The following is a 16,236-nucleotide window of genomic DNA, read 5'->3' as shown; positions in this document are numbered from 1 at the left end:
TCATAAATGAGTTGAAAACCTATATAGAAGTATTCCATCTAAATGTTGGCGAAAAATTTGTCGAATTTTTGTAACTTGTCCACCAACATTGTTATGGAATACTTCTATAGGGATTCTAGTAGATAAACAGTCACATCTCCTTTCATCCATTCTTCATAAAAAATTTTAATCACAGTGAATATAAAAAAATAATCAGTCAAAAATTCAGAGAGAACATATTTTCTGAATGGAGTGATTGAGATGTGGACTAATAAATTAGATTTATTTTCAACGAACCAATGTAATGAAGAATTTAAGGAAATTTACATAAAAGATTGTTTAAACTATTATTATGATTTTTTTAAATCAGCTAAAAACATAACAAAATGCCCACACTGTGGTAGTATCAATATAATAAAATATGGATACACAAAGTCAGGCTCCAATATGTATAAAAGACATCTATGTAAATGCTGTGATAAAACTTTTTCTGAGGTTACCACATCTCCATTAAGCTACAGTAAAAAAGATATTCACGTATGGATACAATATTTAGGCTGCATGGCTAAGGGTATGACATTGAAAGCAATATCAGAGGAATTAAAAATAAATATTAAAACAGCTTTTGCGTGGAGACATAAGATATTAAGTTCTATTGAGAATAAAGTAATGACAAGCGAGCTTTCACATCATGTGCAAGTTGATGATTTTATGATGCGGAAAAACTTAAAAGGAAATAAGAAAATTTTTTTAGAAACTAAAAAAATTAGATTAAAATATTCAAGGTTTGAAGCACCTATGAATGAAAGAATAAGAGTAATAAGCTGCATAGATGATTCAGAAAATATAGTTTTAAGAGGAATAGACAATAGTGTAGTAAATTATGAAGATGCAAGGAAGTTCTTATCTCCGTTAGTGAAACCAAAGTCAATATTATGTACAGCAAGAAATTTTTCGTATATAAGTTTTGCAAAGAAAAATAGGTTTAGAATAGAATTAGAAAGATCAAAAAGGTATAAAACCAAAACAGGAGAATACTTAGATAACAAAACAGCAAGAAATAATGGATTTAATTTTATTAGATATACAGAGAAATTTATGGGGATTGCCACAAAGTATGTGAATTATTATCTCAATTTATATGTTTGGGATATTAAAAACAAGGCAACCCAATTTTGTGTTGCAGTAAAACAGTTATTTATAAACTTACTAAATAGCAATAAAGTTTTGAGAACTGTTGATTTTAAGAATGTAACTTTAGATGGAGTAGTTGTTTCGGGATAAATTACATACTTTTCTTGAGGCATATTTTTATTTTGGTGACTCAGAGCTACTGTGTAGGGCATTTACTAGATAAATATCTTGAAATTTACAAATACTAATTTTTATTGTAAAAAACATAAGTGTTAAAATTAAATTGCTAACAAAAAGTGATTTTTATTAATAATTTCATAAAAAATAAAAATAAATGTTGACATAATAACAGTAATGTAATATTATAATTATAATAAATTTAACGAAAAGCAAATGCGTTGAAAGAGAAAGGTTATTACTGATAAAGTCACAGAGAGTCGATGTTTGGTGTAAATCGATACTTTAAGGTTATAATGAATCACTCTGGAGCATAAGGTCTGAACAATTTTTAATTAGTAAGACTTTTACGTTATGCCACGTTATAGGCAAGGGTTTGATAGAACTTAGTGATATAGAGTGGAGATAATATCCTCACCTTTTTTGATTATATCATTAAAGGTGAGTTTTTTTATACAAAAATATATTAATTTATTAACATTTATGTATTTATATTGAATTTTGTTTTTAAAGGAAATCAAATTTGTTGGGGAGGTAAATAAATGAATACAAGAGTATTATCAATAATTGTTAGCAATTATTCGGGGGTTTTGTGTAGAATTTCAAGTTTATTTGCAAGGCGTGGATACAATATAGATAGTTTATCAGTAGGAAGCACAGAAAATCCAAAGTTTTCAAGAATGACAATAACAGTAAAGGCTGATGATGATACTGTTGAACAAATGATAAAACAAATAAATAAATTAGAGGACGTAAAAAGAGTAGTTGAATTAAATTCATCAAATTCTGTGGTAAGAGAATTGGTACTTATAAAGGTTGCTGCAACTGAAAAGACTAGAGCAGAAATAAATGAGATTGTTAATATATTTAGATGCAGAATAGTCGATTTATCTCACGAAAGTTTGACTGTATTGGCGACAGGTGGTGAAAGTAAAATCTCAGCAATTATAGATCTTATGAATAAGTATGGAATTCAAGAGATGGTTAGAACAGGTATATCAGCTCTTGGAAGAGGAGAAGATAGTGTTCATAAAGATTTAGGAGTTGAGGATTATGAAGAATAAAATCTTTATATTAGATTCGACTTTGAGGGATGGAGCTCAAGGTCAAGGAATATCTTTTTCAGTTGAAGATAAACTGAAGATTGTTAAGGCTTTAGATAAATTAGGAATTGATTATATAGAAGCAGGTAATCCAGGTTCAAATCAAAAGGATTTAGAATTCTTTAAAAGAATTAAGGACATTAAGTTAGAAAAGTCAAAGGTTGTAGCATTTGGATCAACCAGAAGGGCAGATGTAACAGTAGAAGAAGATAAGAATTTGAAAAGCCTTTTAGAAGCCAATACGGAAACAGTAGTTATTTTTGGAAAATCTGATTCGTTTCAAGTGACAGAAATCCTAAAAACGTCTTTGGATGAAAACTTAGAAATGATAAAAGATACGATAGAATATTTAGTTTCTAAAGGTAAAAATGTAATGTTTGATGCAGAACATTTTTTTGACGGATATAAAAGAAATCAAGAATATGCTATGAATACTTTGGAAGTTGCAAAAGAAGCAGGGGTTCATACGCTAGTGCTCTGTGATACAAATGGAGGTAGCCTACAAGGAGAAATTTTAGAAATCACAAAGAACGTAAAAGAAACTTTAGGAATTATTATTGGTGTTCATACTCATAATGATATGGGACTTGCAGTAGGAAACTCATTGATGGCAGTAGAAGGGGGAGCAACACATATTCAAGGTACATTTTTAGGTATCGGAGAAAGATGTGGAAATGCCAATTTAAGTGCAATAATTCCAACATTAGAGTTGAAACTAGGCTATGAAGTATTAAGCAAAGATAAACTCAAAGAAATAAAGAGTACAGCAATGTATATTTCAGAAATATGCAATATTCCTCTTAAGGATGATATGCCTTATATAGGAGAGAGTGCTTTTGCACACAAAGGTGGAATGCATATAGATGCAGTTTGCAAAATTCCTGTATCTTATGAGCATGTTAAACCAGAGTTAGTTGGGAATTCAAGAAGATTTTTAGTTTCAGAAGTCAGTGGGAAAAGTACAATATACAATCAAATCAAAAAGCTTTTTCCAAACTTCAAAAAAGATAGTGAAGAAGTATTGTTAGTAACAGAGAGGCTCAAAGAGTTGGAATATGAGGGCTATCAATTTGAAGGAGCAGATGGAACTGTTGAACTAGTGATCAGAAAAACAATGGGAAAATATAAACCATTTTTTGAACTTAAGCAGTTTAAAGTAATTGGAGAACAACCTTCTTATGGTGGAGAATTTTCTGCTACAGCTATGGTAGAACTCACAGTAGATAATAATTATGAAATTACAGCAGCACAAGGCCAAGGACCAGTAAATGCCCTAGATAAAGCATTAAGAAAGGCATTAGAAAAGTTTTACCCACTATTAAGCTCTGTAAGATTAGTTGATTACAAGGTTAGGGTATTAGATTCAGATAAAACTACAGCTTCAAGAGTTAGAGTATTGATTGAAAGTACAGATGGAGAAGAAAAGTGGAGTACTGTTGGGGTATCAGAGGATATAATTCAAGCAAGTTGGATAGCTCTGGTAGACTCTATTGAGTATAAATTAATTAAAGATATTGAAAGGAAAGTTAAAACTTATTTTTAAGGAGGAAGAACAAATGGGAATGACGATGACTCAAAAAATATTGGCAGCACACGCGGGGTTAGAAGAAGTAAAAGCAGGACAGTTAATAGAGGCAAAACTTGATTTAGTACTAGGAAATGATATTACATCGCCAGTGGCAATAAAAGAATTTCAAAGGCTTAAATTTGGAGAGGTTTTTGATAAGGAAAAGGTAGCAATTGTTCCAGATCACTTTACTCCAAATAAAGATATTAAAGCAGCTGAGCAAAACAAATTTATAAGAGAATTTGCAAAAGAAAAACAAATTAAAAATTACTTTGATGTAGGTGAAATGGGGATAGAACATTGCTTGCTTCCTGAAAAGGGGTTAGTGGTTGCAGGGGATGTGGTAATAGGAGCAGATTCACACACATGTACTTATGGAGCATTAGGGGCATTTTCAACTGGTATAGGGTCTACAGATATGGGAGCAGGTATGGCAACAGGAGAAGCATGGTTTAAAGTACCATCAGCTTTAAAGTTCGTATTAAAAAACAAACCTGCAAAATGGGTTTCAGGTAAGGATGTAATTCTACACATAATCGGTATGATAGGTGTTGATGGAGCTTTATACAAATCAATGGAGTTTTCTGGAGAGGGACTTAAATATTTATCAATTGATGATAGATTCACTATAGCAAACATGGCAATAGAAGCAGGTGCAAAAAATGGAATTTTTCCTGTAGATGAGATAACAATAGAATACATGAAAGAACATTCAAAAAGAGAATCTAAGATTTATGAAGCAGATGAGGATGCAAAATATGATGAGGTTTATGAAATAGATTTAAGTACACTAAGACCTACTGTAGCATTCCCACACTTGCCTGAGAATACTAAGACAATAGATAATGTAGGAGATATAGATGTTGATCAAGTTGTAATAGGATCTTGTACAAATGGAAGAATAACAGATTTAAGAATTGCAGCCCAAATATTAAGAGGCAAGAAGGTTAAAAAGGGAGTTAGAACGATAGTTTTCCCAGGAACTCAAAAGATTTATCTTCAGGCTATGGAAGAAGGGCTTCTTAGGGATTTCATAGAAGCAGGTGCAATTGTTTCAACACCAACTTGTGGACCATGTTTAGGTGGTCATATGGGTATACTTGCAAAGGGTGAAAGAGCAGTATCAACTACAAATAGAAACTTTGTAGGAAGAATGGGACACGTTGAATCAGAAGTATATTTAGCATCGCCAGCAGTAGCAGCAGCGTCAGCATTAACTGGCAAAATTACAGATCCAGAATTGGTATAGTGGGAGGAATTGAAGATGAAAGCAACAGGAAGAGTTTTTAGATACGGAGATAATGTAGATACAGATGTAATAATACCAGCAAGATATTTAAATACTTCTGATCCAAAAGAATTGGCATCACATTGCATGGAAGATATAGATACAACTTTTGTAACAAGAGTAAAACCTGGTGACATAATTGTAGCAGATAAGAATTTTGGCTGTGGTTCTTCAAGGGAACATGCGCCTATAGCAATAAAAGAATCTGGAGTTAGCTGTGTTATAGCAAGAAGCTTTGCGAGAATTTTTTATAGAAATGCAATAAATATAGGTCTTCCCATTATAGAATGTGAAGAAGCAGTGAAAAGTATTGAAGAGGGCAATGAACTTGAAGTAGATTTTGGAACAGGGGTAATAAAAAATCTAACTACAGGGAAAGAATATCAAGGGGAACCTTTCCCAGAATTCATGCAAAAGATAATAAACAGCAATGGACTTGTTGAATATATAAAGGCTAATAAGCAAGCAAAATAGATAATTTAAAGTAGCAATAGGCGTTAAGTCAGCAACGAGGGGACTATAAAACATAGATTGGCAATGAGCAATTAGGCAGTAAATAAGGGTTATAAAATATAAAGTGGCAATAAGCATTTAAGTAGTGAATATGGGATATAAAATATAAATTAGTAATAAGCAGTTGAATCAATAGACAGGGGCGTATAAGAAATAGATTAACAATAAGCAATTAAATCAATAGACAGGGGGATACAAGAAATAGATTAGCAATAAACAATTGAATTAATAGACAGGGGCATATAAGAAATAGATTAGCAATAAGCAATTAAATCAATAAACAGGGCATGTAAGAAACAGATGTAAATAAGATGCGTTTTATAAATGAAAGGGGTTATTATAGATGAAATATAAAGTAGCAGTTATACCTGGGGATGGAATAGGTCCAGAAGTTACAGAGCAGGCGGTTAATGTATTAAATGCAGTTGGAGAGAAGTTTAATCATAAGTTTGAATATACCTATGCTAAAGCAGGTGGTTGTGCAATAGATGAATTTAAAACTACAGCTCTTCCAGAGGAAACTTTAGATATTTGTAAGGCAAGTGATGCAGTATTGTTAGGTGCAGTAGGTGGACCTAAGTGGGATGATACTAAGGCAAAGGTTAGACCAGAACAAGCTTTATTGGGGCTAAGAGGAGGCTTGAACTTATACTGCAACTTAAGACCAGCAATGCTTTATAAGCAGTTAAAGGATGCATCACCACTAAAGGATAGAATAATTGGTGATGGTATAGATGTGTTAGTTGTTAGAGAGCTAACAGGTGGAATTTACTTTGGGGAAAGAGAATTACTTACAAAGGAAAATGGGGAAGAGGTTGCAAGAGATACAGAGCAATATTCAACTTCAGAAGTCAAAAGAATAGCAAAGATTGCTTTTGACTCAGCAATGAAGAGAAATAAGAAAGTAACATCTGTTGATAAAGCAAATATTCTTGAGAGCTCACGTTTATGGAGAAGAGTTGTTGAGGAGGTGGCTAAGGATTATCCAGAGGTGACTTTAGAACATCTTTATGTAGATAATACGTCAATGCAGCTAGTAAGAGATCCAAGACAATTTGATGTTATATTAACAAGTAATATGTTTGGAGATATCTTATCAGATGAGGCTTCAATGATTACAGGTTCAATTGGAATGTTACCTTCAGCAAGTTTAGGTGACAACAGCTTTGGGTTGTATGAACCTATCCATGGAAGTGCGCCTGATATTGCAGGTAAAGATCTTGCAAATCCTCTGGCAACAATATTATCAGTGGCTATGATGCTTAGATATTCCTTTGGACTTAATGCAGAAGCAGATTCAATAGAAAATGCAGTAAGCAAAGTTTTAGACACTGAATACAGAACTGGTGACATTATGAGTGAAGGTAAAGTTAAGGTTGGAACTAAGAAGATGGGAGAGTTAGTTGTTAGCAATCTTTAATATTGATATCTATAAGTTCTGATTAATCTAATTCATAATTTATAGGTAAATAGCATTGCTCATAGTAAGAAGAGCATGGGATAGATACAAGAAGAATTGTGCTAGACATAAAAGATGAGAATTACAAAGATAAATATATTATTAGTTGTTAGGAAGGCATAATTGGATATATATCTACGAATATAGGATAGTGTTATATGTTTATGAAGATGTGTATAGAACTGTTCCACCTAAATGTTGGTGAAAAAAATGTCGAATTTTTGTAACTTGTCCACTAATATTTCCACCAACATTAATATGGAACAGTTCCATATGGATACTAGAATGATAACATAGGACTGTTTAAGAGTTAGGTAAATAAGAAGAAACCTAAGAAAAATCTTTATTAGCTATATATGATAAACATACGGCAGGATGTCTTCAAATAATATGAGATAATGTCAGGATGCTTTCAGAAAATATTAACTATAAGATATTAAGTATGAAATATAAGATTAAAAAACACAAAGCTTGCTAGTTAGCAAGAGATTAGAAAAGTAATTGATAATAAGCAAAGTTATAAATAAGAGCTATAGAAAAGTACATTTATATACGCAGTATAGAGAGAATATTAGGAGATGATTAGAAATGAGAAGTGATGCAGTAAAACTAGGAGTTGAGAGAGCACCTCATCGTTCATTATTCAAGGCAGCAGGGTTAAGTGACGCTGAGATAGATAGACCTTTAATTGGTATAGTATCTGCACAAAATGATATAATTCCAGGACATGTGCATCTAGGAAATATAGTTGAGGCAGCAAAGACAGGTGTACTTATAAATGGAGGAACTCCACTAGTGTTTCCTGTTATAGGAGTTTGTGATGGGATTGCAATGGGACACGAGGGAATGAAGTATTCTCTGGCAACAAGAGAGCTTATAGCAGATTCTATAGAATGCATGGTTAAGGCGCATAGATTTGATGGTTTAGTTTTCGTTCCAAACTGTGACAAGATAGTACCAGGTATGTTGATGGCAGCATTAAGACTTAACGTTCCATCAATATTTGTCAGTGGTGGACCAATGCTACCAGGTAAGCATAAAGGTTCAGCAGTATCACTATCTACAATGTTTGAGGCTGTTGGTGCTGTTAATGCTAATAAAATGACTGAAGATGAGTTATCAGAGTTAGAAAATAATGCATGCCCAACTTGTGGTTCTTGTTCAGGTATGTTTACTGCAAACTCTATGAACTGTTTAAGTGAAGTTATAGGGCTTGCTTTACCTGGTAATGGAACAATTCCAGCAGTTTATTCAGAGAGAATAAGACTAGCTAAACAAGCAGGTATGCAGGTTATGAACTTAGTGAAATCTGATATAAAACCAAGAGACATAGTAAATGAAAAGGCTATTGAAAATGCATTGAGAGTGGATATGGCACTTGGCTGTTCTTCAAACAGTGTACTTCATCTTACAGCAATATCAAAGGAAGCAAAAGTTCCTATGAATTTAGATAAAATAAATAACATAAGTGCAGAAACTCCAAACCTTTGCAGATTAAGTCCTGCAGGTTGTGACCATATTGTTGATTTATATGAAGCTGGTGGAGTAAGAGCAGTTATGAGTGAGCTTAGTAAGAAGAATTTATTAAAGCTTGACTGCATGACTGTAACAGGAAAAACTCAAGGTGAAAACATAGAGGGAGCTAAGGTTCTTGATCATAAGATTATAAGACCAATAGAAGAACCATATTCAGCTACAGGTGGAATAGCAATTTTAAAAGGAAACTTAGCACCATTAGGGGCTGTAGTTAAAAAGAGCGCAGTGGTTAAAGAAATGATGAAGCACCAAGGAAAAGCAAGAGTTTTTGACTCTGAAGAGGAATCAATAGAAGCAATTCTTCATGGAAAGATTAATCAAGGTGATGTAGTAGTTATTAGATATGAAGGTCCTAAAGGAGGACCAGGGATGAGAGAAATGTTGTCTCCAACCTCTGCATTATCAGGAATGGGACTTGATAAATCTGTAGCGCTAATAACAGATGGAAGATTTTCAGGAGCAACAAGAGGAGCTGCCATTGGTCACGTTTCTCCAGAGGCTGCTGAAGGTGGAAACATAGCCTTAGTTGAAGAAGGAGATACAATTTTAATTGATATAGAAAAGGGACTATTACAACTAGAGGTTTCTGAAGAGGAGCTAAAAGAGAGAAAACAAAAATGGACTCCAAGAGAACCAAAGGTAAAAGAAGGGTATTTAAAGCGTTATGCAAAGCTTGTAAGTTCAGCAGCATACGGTGCAGTTTTTGAGGACTAATACCACAATATTAGAGATAATTGATATAGTTATATAGTTTTTGAAGATTAAATCAAATTTTAATAGTGGTGGATTTATGAGTTTTAAGAGTGCTGTATTTATGAGATAAAAAGATAAGGAATAAATAAAAAGATATTATTTTTAATTTTTAATTGTTGAAAGGAAATAAATTTGTGGGGGGAGTTAAGATGCGAGTAAATGGTGCAGAAATACTCATCAGAACATTAATTGACCACGATGTTAAGACTATTTTTGGATATCCAGGTGGGGCGGTTCTTAATATTTATGATGCTCTTTATAAGCATAGCGAAGAAATTAATCATATTATAGTTGCCCATGAGCAAGGGGCAGCACATGCAGCAGATGGTTATGCAAGGGCTACAGGAAAGGTTGGAGTATGTTTAGCTACTTCTGGGCCTGGAGCTACAAATCTTGTGACAGGTATAGCAACAGCGTATATGGATTCTGTTCCTTTAGTTGTAATTACGGGTAATGTTGCAAAGCCACTTATTGGTAAGGATAGCTTTCAAGAGGTTGATATAGTTGGCATAACAATGCCAATAACAAAGCACAATTTCATAGTAAGAGATGTTAATGAACTTCAGCATACTATAAGAAAGGCTTTTAGAATTGCCAATGAAGGGCGTAAGGGACCTGTACTTATAGATATACCTAAAGATGTAACTGCTGAGATGGCTGAGTATGTTAAGAAGGAACCTCAAAAACTTAAGGAATCAAATGATGTAGATGAAGAAATATTAGATCAAGTAGCTAATTTAATTAATGAAAGTAAGCAGGTATTCATCTATGCAGGTGGAGGAATAATATCTGGAGATGCTAGTGAGGAATTGTTAGCACTAGCAGAAAAGATTAACTCACCAGTAGGTATGACTCTTATGGGACTTGGAGGATTTCCTTATAAACATCCCCTATTTACAGGAATGATAGGAATGCATGGTAGCAGGTGTTCAAATATCTGTGCCACTCAATGTGATCTGCTGATTGCAATTGGAGCTAGATTCAGTGATAGAGTTATAAACAATAAGAATTTTATAAAAAATGCAAAGGTTATTCACTTAGACATTGATGAAGCAGAGATAAATAAGAACGTTAGAGTAGATTTGGGTTTAGTAGGAAATATAAAGGTTATTCTTGAAAGGCTGTTACCAAAGCTTAAGGAAAATAGAAATGAGCAATGGATGGCTAAATTACAAGAACTTAAAGAAGCAGATAAATGTACTTGTGAAAATAAAGGAGAATTAAATCCACAGATAATAGTAACTCAAATAAAAGAGGCTGTTAAAGAACAAGGTATTATAGTTACAGATGTAGGCCAACATCAGATGTGGACTGCACAGTACTATGGTTATGATGCTCCAAGAACTTTTTTAAGTTCAGGCGGACTTGGAACCATGGGATTTGGTATGGGAGCAGCAATTGGTGCTCAAGTTGGAATGCCAAACAAGAGAGTAGTTTTAGTAACTGGTGATGGAAGCTTTGGAATGAACTGCAATGAAATGGTTACAGCAGTTTCTCAGAACCTACCAGTGATAATAGTTATAATGAATAACAGTGTACTAGGAATGGTTAGACAATGGCAGAAGTTGTTCTATGAAGAGAGGTATTCAAGTACTACATTAAATAGAAAGACAGACTTTGTTAAGTTGGCAGAGGCTTATGGAGCAACAGCCTTCAGAGCATATACAGCAGAGGAACTTCAAGATTGCTTAGGCAAGGCTGTGGATTATAATTCACCAGTGTTAATAGATTGTGTAGTAGATATGGACAAAAAAGTTTTCCCTATGGTAGCTCCAGGAGCACCAATAAGTGAAATCTTGCTAGAGAAAGATCTTTAATAATTTGATTTAACTTTCTAAATGAGGAGTAGAAATTCTTTAAGAAAATAAGGAGTATGATTCTTTACAAAATGGAGAAGTTGAAAAATTAAAATAGGTAACTTATATTAATTAGCTAACTTGTATTAAATAGCAACTAGGTTAAGTTTAATTCTCTATAAAATAGAGAAAGTACTCCTTACATGAAAAAGGATAGAGATTCTTTAGTTGGAATGTAAGATAAATATAAAATAATAAAATAATAAAATAAACTTAAATTGGGGAGGAAATTAAAAATGGCAAAGATGTATTATGAAAAGGACGCAAATTTAGATTTATTAAAAGGTAAAAAGGTTGCAGTTATAGGTTATGGCAGTCAAGGTCATGCTCATGCAAGAAACCTTTATGAAAGTGGTGTTGATGTTGTTGTTGGGCTATATGAAGGCAGCAAGTCTTGGGAGAAGGCAGCTTCTCATGGATTAGCAGTTAAAACTGTTGCTGAAGCAGTTAAGGAAAGCGACATCATAATGATACTTGTACCAGATGAAAAACAAGCAGAATTATATAAAGCAGAAGTAGCTCCATACTTAACAGAAGGAAAGGCTTTAGTTTTTGCACACGGATTTAACATACACTATGGTCAAATCGTACCACCAGCGAACGTAGACGTATTTATGGTGGCACCAAAGGGACCAGGACACATGGTAAGAAGAACATATACTGAAGGATCAGGTGTTCCATGCTTAATAGCTGTAGAGCAAGATTATACAGGAAAAGCTAAGGACTTAGCATTAGCTTATACAGTAGGAATTGGTGGAGCAAGAGCTGGTGTTCTTGAAACTACTTTTAAGGATGAAACTGAAACAGATTTATTTGGAGAGCAAGCAGTTTTATGTGGAGGACTTACAGCATTAATAAAAGCTGGGTTTGAAACATTAGTAGAGGCTGGATATCAACCAGAAAATGCTTATTTTGAATGTTTACATGAAATGAAGCTAATAGTAGATTTAATTTACCAAGGTGGAATTTCAACTATGAGATATTCTATTTCTGATACAGCAGAATATGGAGATTATGTTGTAGGAAACAGAATAGTAACTGAAGAAACTAAGAAAGAGATGAAGAAAGTATTAACTGAAATCCAAGATGGTACTTTCGCAAAGAACTGGTTAGTAGAAAACAAGGTAAACAGACCAGCATTTAATGCAAGAAGAAAGCTTGAAAAAGAACATCAAATCGAAAAAGTTGGAGAAGAACTAAGAGGCATGATGTCTTGGATAGGCGAAAAGAAATTAGATGAATAATAGTTGTAAATAACCAATATATGAAATAACTAATCATGTGGGCTACTTGTTTTTGAAGATATCCTATATAAAATACAAATAAAGATAAAGATAAGTTAAATTAATAGAGTGCTAAAAAATATATTTATAAATAAATATCCATATGTTTATAGAGAAACCCAGAAGAAAGCTAAATTTAGCCTCCTTCTGGGTTTTATTTTTGTACCAAGATTTAAATACCTTAAACTTAAAGCATATAAATCTTGTAATCAGATAAATCTTGAATTTTATTTTGTTTATTCTTCAGTAAAAGTAGGATCTTCTACTGGATTGATTAAAGATAATGCTCTTATTGGTCTAACTGATTCAGCTAAAACTGAAGGAGTTATTATAGAAGTACCTCTAATCTCAAAGTATCCAAATGTTGGACATGGTGGGCATGGATTGCATCCAAGACCATCAAGTTGAGCATCTTGAAGACCAGCTCCAGCGATTGGTCCCATACCTCTGTGATACTTTATAGATACACAGTTAAAGAAATCAACATCATAGCTGTAAACTAAGTTTATATATGGTGGGAAGATAGAAGCTCTTCTTGGAATACATAAACCTCTTACAAAGCTTGATATCTTGTCGCAGTTTTCATCATGATGATGTTTTGGTGGAAGTGGTGGAATGAAGTCACTAACTTCATTATTATCAAAGTTAAATAAATCCATTGCAAAATCATCTGGAACATTTCTTGCACCTAAGAAAGCTTCTGCACCAAGACCTGGTGCTTGGTGACAATGTTCATCCATTTCTCCAGCTTCGCCTCTAAATGGACATCTATTAGTGTCGTTGAATCTGATGAAGAATTTATATGCGCAGTTTCCATCGATTACTGTACCACAAAGAGTGTATTGGATTGTGTATCCAATCTTAAATGGCTTTATTCTAATGTTTGCTTTAGCACCATTACGGCAGTCATCAAAGAAAATTTGAGAAGCAAATTCACCTAAATTAATTTGATATAGGTTTGGAGAAATTGCTGTAACACTTTGAGCTGAAGTAAGTGGCTTGCAGTTAATTTCGATATCGTCATTATCAAAAGGCCTGCATGGAGCAACGCTTATTACTCTAGCAGCAGCAGATTCAACAATAAACTTAGCATTTGGACTTGGTGAGAATTCACGATTGCACCAAACATTATTTGATGTGAAGTTTGAAATAAGGTTTGCTTCTTGTGCACCAGGGCCAGTTAGTGGAACTCTAAAATCAGCAGTTACAGCAGTAGCTTCACCCTTTTTGATATCAAATATTGAATCAACATAGTTTAAAGCAGTTCTTGCTGTGCAACGATTGAAACAAGGAATATGAATTCCATTGCAGCAAACTTCTTTCTTTGGTGGGCAAGTGAATATTGGTGATATTTCTGAAATTGGACTTACACCAGCGCCTCCACAATTGCAATTGCAAGTGCATCTGCAATTTGTATTTGAAATTGGACTAGTACCAGAACCTACGTTATTATCATTTGAATGATTACAAGACATTGTTAAATCCTCCTTAAAAAATATACTTTTCAGTACATGCATAGTAAATAATATGCTTTTAAAACCAAAGGTGTTACAAAAAGGGGATGTCTATTAAAAAAAATGGAGTAATAATAAAGAGAGATATAGTAGATAATAGTGGAGATAATAATAAATATATGTATAGAAAATAATAATGGATATAATAGTTTAAATAATGATGTGATTAAAGGAATGTCAATAGAAGGCTTAAAAATCTTGTACATCAAAGTTCAAGTTATGAATAAGTAAAGGATAAGTAAAAAGTAAGGAGTAAAACAGAAAATTAAAAACTGAGAGGTAAGAGGCAAAAGAGAATAATTTTGAAATTAACAAATAATTATTATTATTTAACAATAATTCTATTGAATTCTAAAATCATAGTAGTATAATAAAAGCAAGAAAAAGATATAAATATAAAAATATAAAAAAGTAAGGCATAATTTCTATAAAATATGAAAAAAATAAAAAGGTATGAAAGAATCAACTATCACTTGTACAGTGATTTTAGGAGGTAAAAGTTATGAAACAATATGTAGAAATCGTAGACGTAGTTGCAAGACAAATACTAGACTCAAGATGTTTCCCAACAGTTGAAGTAGAGGTAGTATTGGAAGATGGAACTTGCGGAAGGGCAGCAGTACCTTCTGGAGCATCTACAGGAATGTATGAAGCTGTGGAATTAAGAGATGGAGACCAATCAAAATATCAAGGAAAATCAGTAGAGAAGGCTGTTTCAAATGTAAATGATGAAATAGCTACTGAGCTTATTGGAATGAATGTTTTTGATCAAACATTAATAGATTCAGAATTAATTGCTCTTGATGGAACAGCAAATAAGAGTAAACTTGGTGCTAATGCAATCCTAGGTGTTTCTTTAGCAGTAGCTAGTGCAGCTGCAAACTATTTAGGATTACCACTATACCAATATGTAGGTGGAGTAAATGCAAAAGTATTACCAGTACCAATGATGAATATAATCAATGGAGGAAAACATGCTGATAACTCAGTAGACCTTCAAGAGTTTATGATTATGCCAGTGGGAGCTAAATGCTTCAGTTCAGCATTACAAATGTGTGCAGAAGTATATCATACACTTAAGAAATTATTAAATGACAAAGGATATTCTACAGGAGTTGGTGACGAAGGTGGTTTTGCACCAAACTTAAAATCAAACGAAGAAGCAATATCTGTTATAATCGAAGCTATAGAAAAAGCAGGATATACTGCAGGTAAAGATATATACATTGCTATAGATGCAGCTTCATCAGAAATATATAAAGATGGTAAATATGAACTTACTAACGAAGGAAAATCATTAACAGCTGAACAAATGGTTGATTTCTATGCTGATTGGGTAAATAAATATCCAATAATCTCTATTGAAGATGGTATGGCAGAAGAAGACTGGGAAGGTTGGAAGCTATTAACTGAGAGATTGGGAGATAAGATACAATTAGTTGGTGATGACTTATTTGTTACAAATACTGAAAGATTAGCAAGTGGAATTCAAAAGAAGGTTGCTAACTCAATTTTAATTAAGCTTAACCAAATAGGTACTTTAACTGAAACTTTAAATGCTATAGAAATGGCTAACAGAGCTGGATATACAGCAGTTATTTCTCATAGATCAGGTGAAACAGAAGATACTACTATAGCTGACTTAGTTGTTGCAGTTAATGCAGGTCAAATCAAAACTGGAGCACCAGCTAGATCAGAAAGAGTTGCTAAATACAATCAATTAATAAGAATTGAAGAAGATTTAGCAGAAGTTGCTGAATATAGAGGAGAAAAAGCTTTCTTTAATGTAAAAAAATAATATAAGCTTGCAAGTAGCTAGTTTAACTAGTGTACTATAACGAATGTAAATGCAAGTGGAAATATAAATGTAGATATTAATATTGATGTGATTGTGATTGTAATATAAATAAAACAAAAACGAGGTGGCTGTGAATTCAGTTACCTTGTTTTTGTTTGAAGCTAGTTTAAGTGTATACATAATTTATGAATAATTACAAATTATATGTAATAATTAATTACCTTAAAAATATAGTATTAGTTGTTATTGTAAACAACTTTATAATGTGCTATCATA

General features: G+C 33.0%; 11 protein-coding genes. 10 read left to right on the top strand and 1 reads right to left on the bottom strand.

All coding sequences use genetic code 11. The features are described 5' to 3' along the window. Nucleotides 1-240 precede the first annotated feature (240 nt). From OCU47_RS14940 to ilvC, 9 genes are all read left to right on the top strand, one after another. Entirely contained in the window at nucleotides 241-1,263 is a 1,023-nt protein-coding gene (locus OCU47_RS14940; RefSeq protein ID WP_261829408.1) for an IS1595 family transposase, read from the top strand. Between the two features lie 569 nt (nucleotides 1,264-1,832). After that, a complete protein-coding gene (gene ilvN, locus OCU47_RS14935; protein WP_261829407.1) occupies nucleotides 1,833-2,354 on the top strand; it encodes an acetolactate synthase small subunit in 522 nt (173 codons plus the stop codon). Continuing rightward, the gene (gene cimA / locus OCU47_RS14930; protein WP_261829406.1) at nucleotides 2,344-3,936 is read left to right on the top strand and encodes a citramalate synthase; all 1,593 of its coding nucleotides are present in this window, start codon (nucleotides 2,344-2,346) and stop codon (nucleotides 3,934-3,936) included. The genes ilvN and cimA overlap by 11 nt, the downstream gene beginning before the upstream one ends. Before the next feature lie 13 nt (nucleotides 3,937-3,949). After that, the gene (gene leuC, locus OCU47_RS14925) at nucleotides 3,950-5,209 is read left to right on the top strand and encodes a 3-isopropylmalate dehydratase large subunit (protein ID WP_261829405.1); all 1,260 of its coding nucleotides are present in this window, start codon (nucleotides 3,950-3,952) and stop codon (nucleotides 5,207-5,209) included. 15 nt (nucleotides 5,210-5,224) lie between these two features. Then, nucleotides 5,225-5,722 carry a 3-isopropylmalate dehydratase small subunit gene (leuD, locus tag OCU47_RS14920; RefSeq protein WP_261829404.1) on the top strand — a complete coding sequence of 166 codons (498 nt, stop codon included), beginning with the start codon at nucleotides 5,225-5,227 and terminating at the stop codon, nucleotides 5,720-5,722. Nucleotides 5,723-6,104: 382 nt separating this feature from the next. After that, nucleotides 6,105-7,181, top strand: a complete 1,077-nt coding sequence (gene leuB, locus OCU47_RS14915) for a 3-isopropylmalate dehydrogenase (protein WP_261829403.1) — start codon at nucleotides 6,105-6,107, stop codon at nucleotides 7,179-7,181. Nucleotides 7,182-7,808: 627 nt separating this feature from the next. Continuing rightward, nucleotides 7,809-9,470 carry a dihydroxy-acid dehydratase gene (gene ilvD, locus OCU47_RS14910; RefSeq protein ID WP_261829402.1) on the top strand — a complete coding sequence of 554 codons (1,662 nt, stop codon included), beginning with the start codon at nucleotides 7,809-7,811 and terminating at the stop codon, nucleotides 9,468-9,470. A 188-nt stretch (nucleotides 9,471-9,658) separates the two neighbouring features. Further along, entirely contained in the window at nucleotides 9,659-11,326 is a 1,668-nt protein-coding gene (ilvB, locus tag OCU47_RS14905) for a biosynthetic-type acetolactate synthase large subunit (protein WP_261829401.1), read from the top strand. Between the two features lie 275 nt (nucleotides 11,327-11,601). Further along, complete coding sequence (gene ilvC / locus OCU47_RS14900; RefSeq protein ID WP_261829400.1) at nucleotides 11,602-12,609, top strand: ketol-acid reductoisomerase; 1,008 nt, start codon at nucleotides 11,602-11,604, stop codon at nucleotides 12,607-12,609. A 275-nt stretch (nucleotides 12,610-12,884) separates the two neighbouring features. On the opposite strand, the gene OCU47_RS14895 is transcribed toward ilvC, so the two are convergent. Further along, nucleotides 12,885-14,123 (bottom strand): hypothetical protein, encoded by a 1,239-nt coding sequence (locus OCU47_RS14895; protein WP_261829399.1) that lies wholly within the window; start codon nucleotides 14,121-14,123, stop codon nucleotides 12,885-12,887. A 541-nt stretch (nucleotides 14,124-14,664) separates the two neighbouring features. Here OCU47_RS14895 and eno point away from each other — a divergent pair. After that, nucleotides 14,665-15,960 (top strand): phosphopyruvate hydratase, encoded by a 1,296-nt coding sequence (gene eno, locus OCU47_RS14890; protein WP_261829398.1) that lies wholly within the window; start codon nucleotides 14,665-14,667, stop codon nucleotides 15,958-15,960. The last annotated feature ends 276 nt before the right edge of the window (nucleotides 15,961-16,236 follow it).

Source organism: Clostridium sp. TW13 (assembly GCF_024345225.1).
Lineage (GTDB): Bacteria > Bacillota > Clostridia > Clostridiales > Clostridiaceae > Inconstantimicrobium > Inconstantimicrobium mannanitabidum.
The sequence above is the reverse complement of the archived record's forward strand: the minus strand, read 5'-3'. Positions and strand labels throughout refer to the sequence as shown.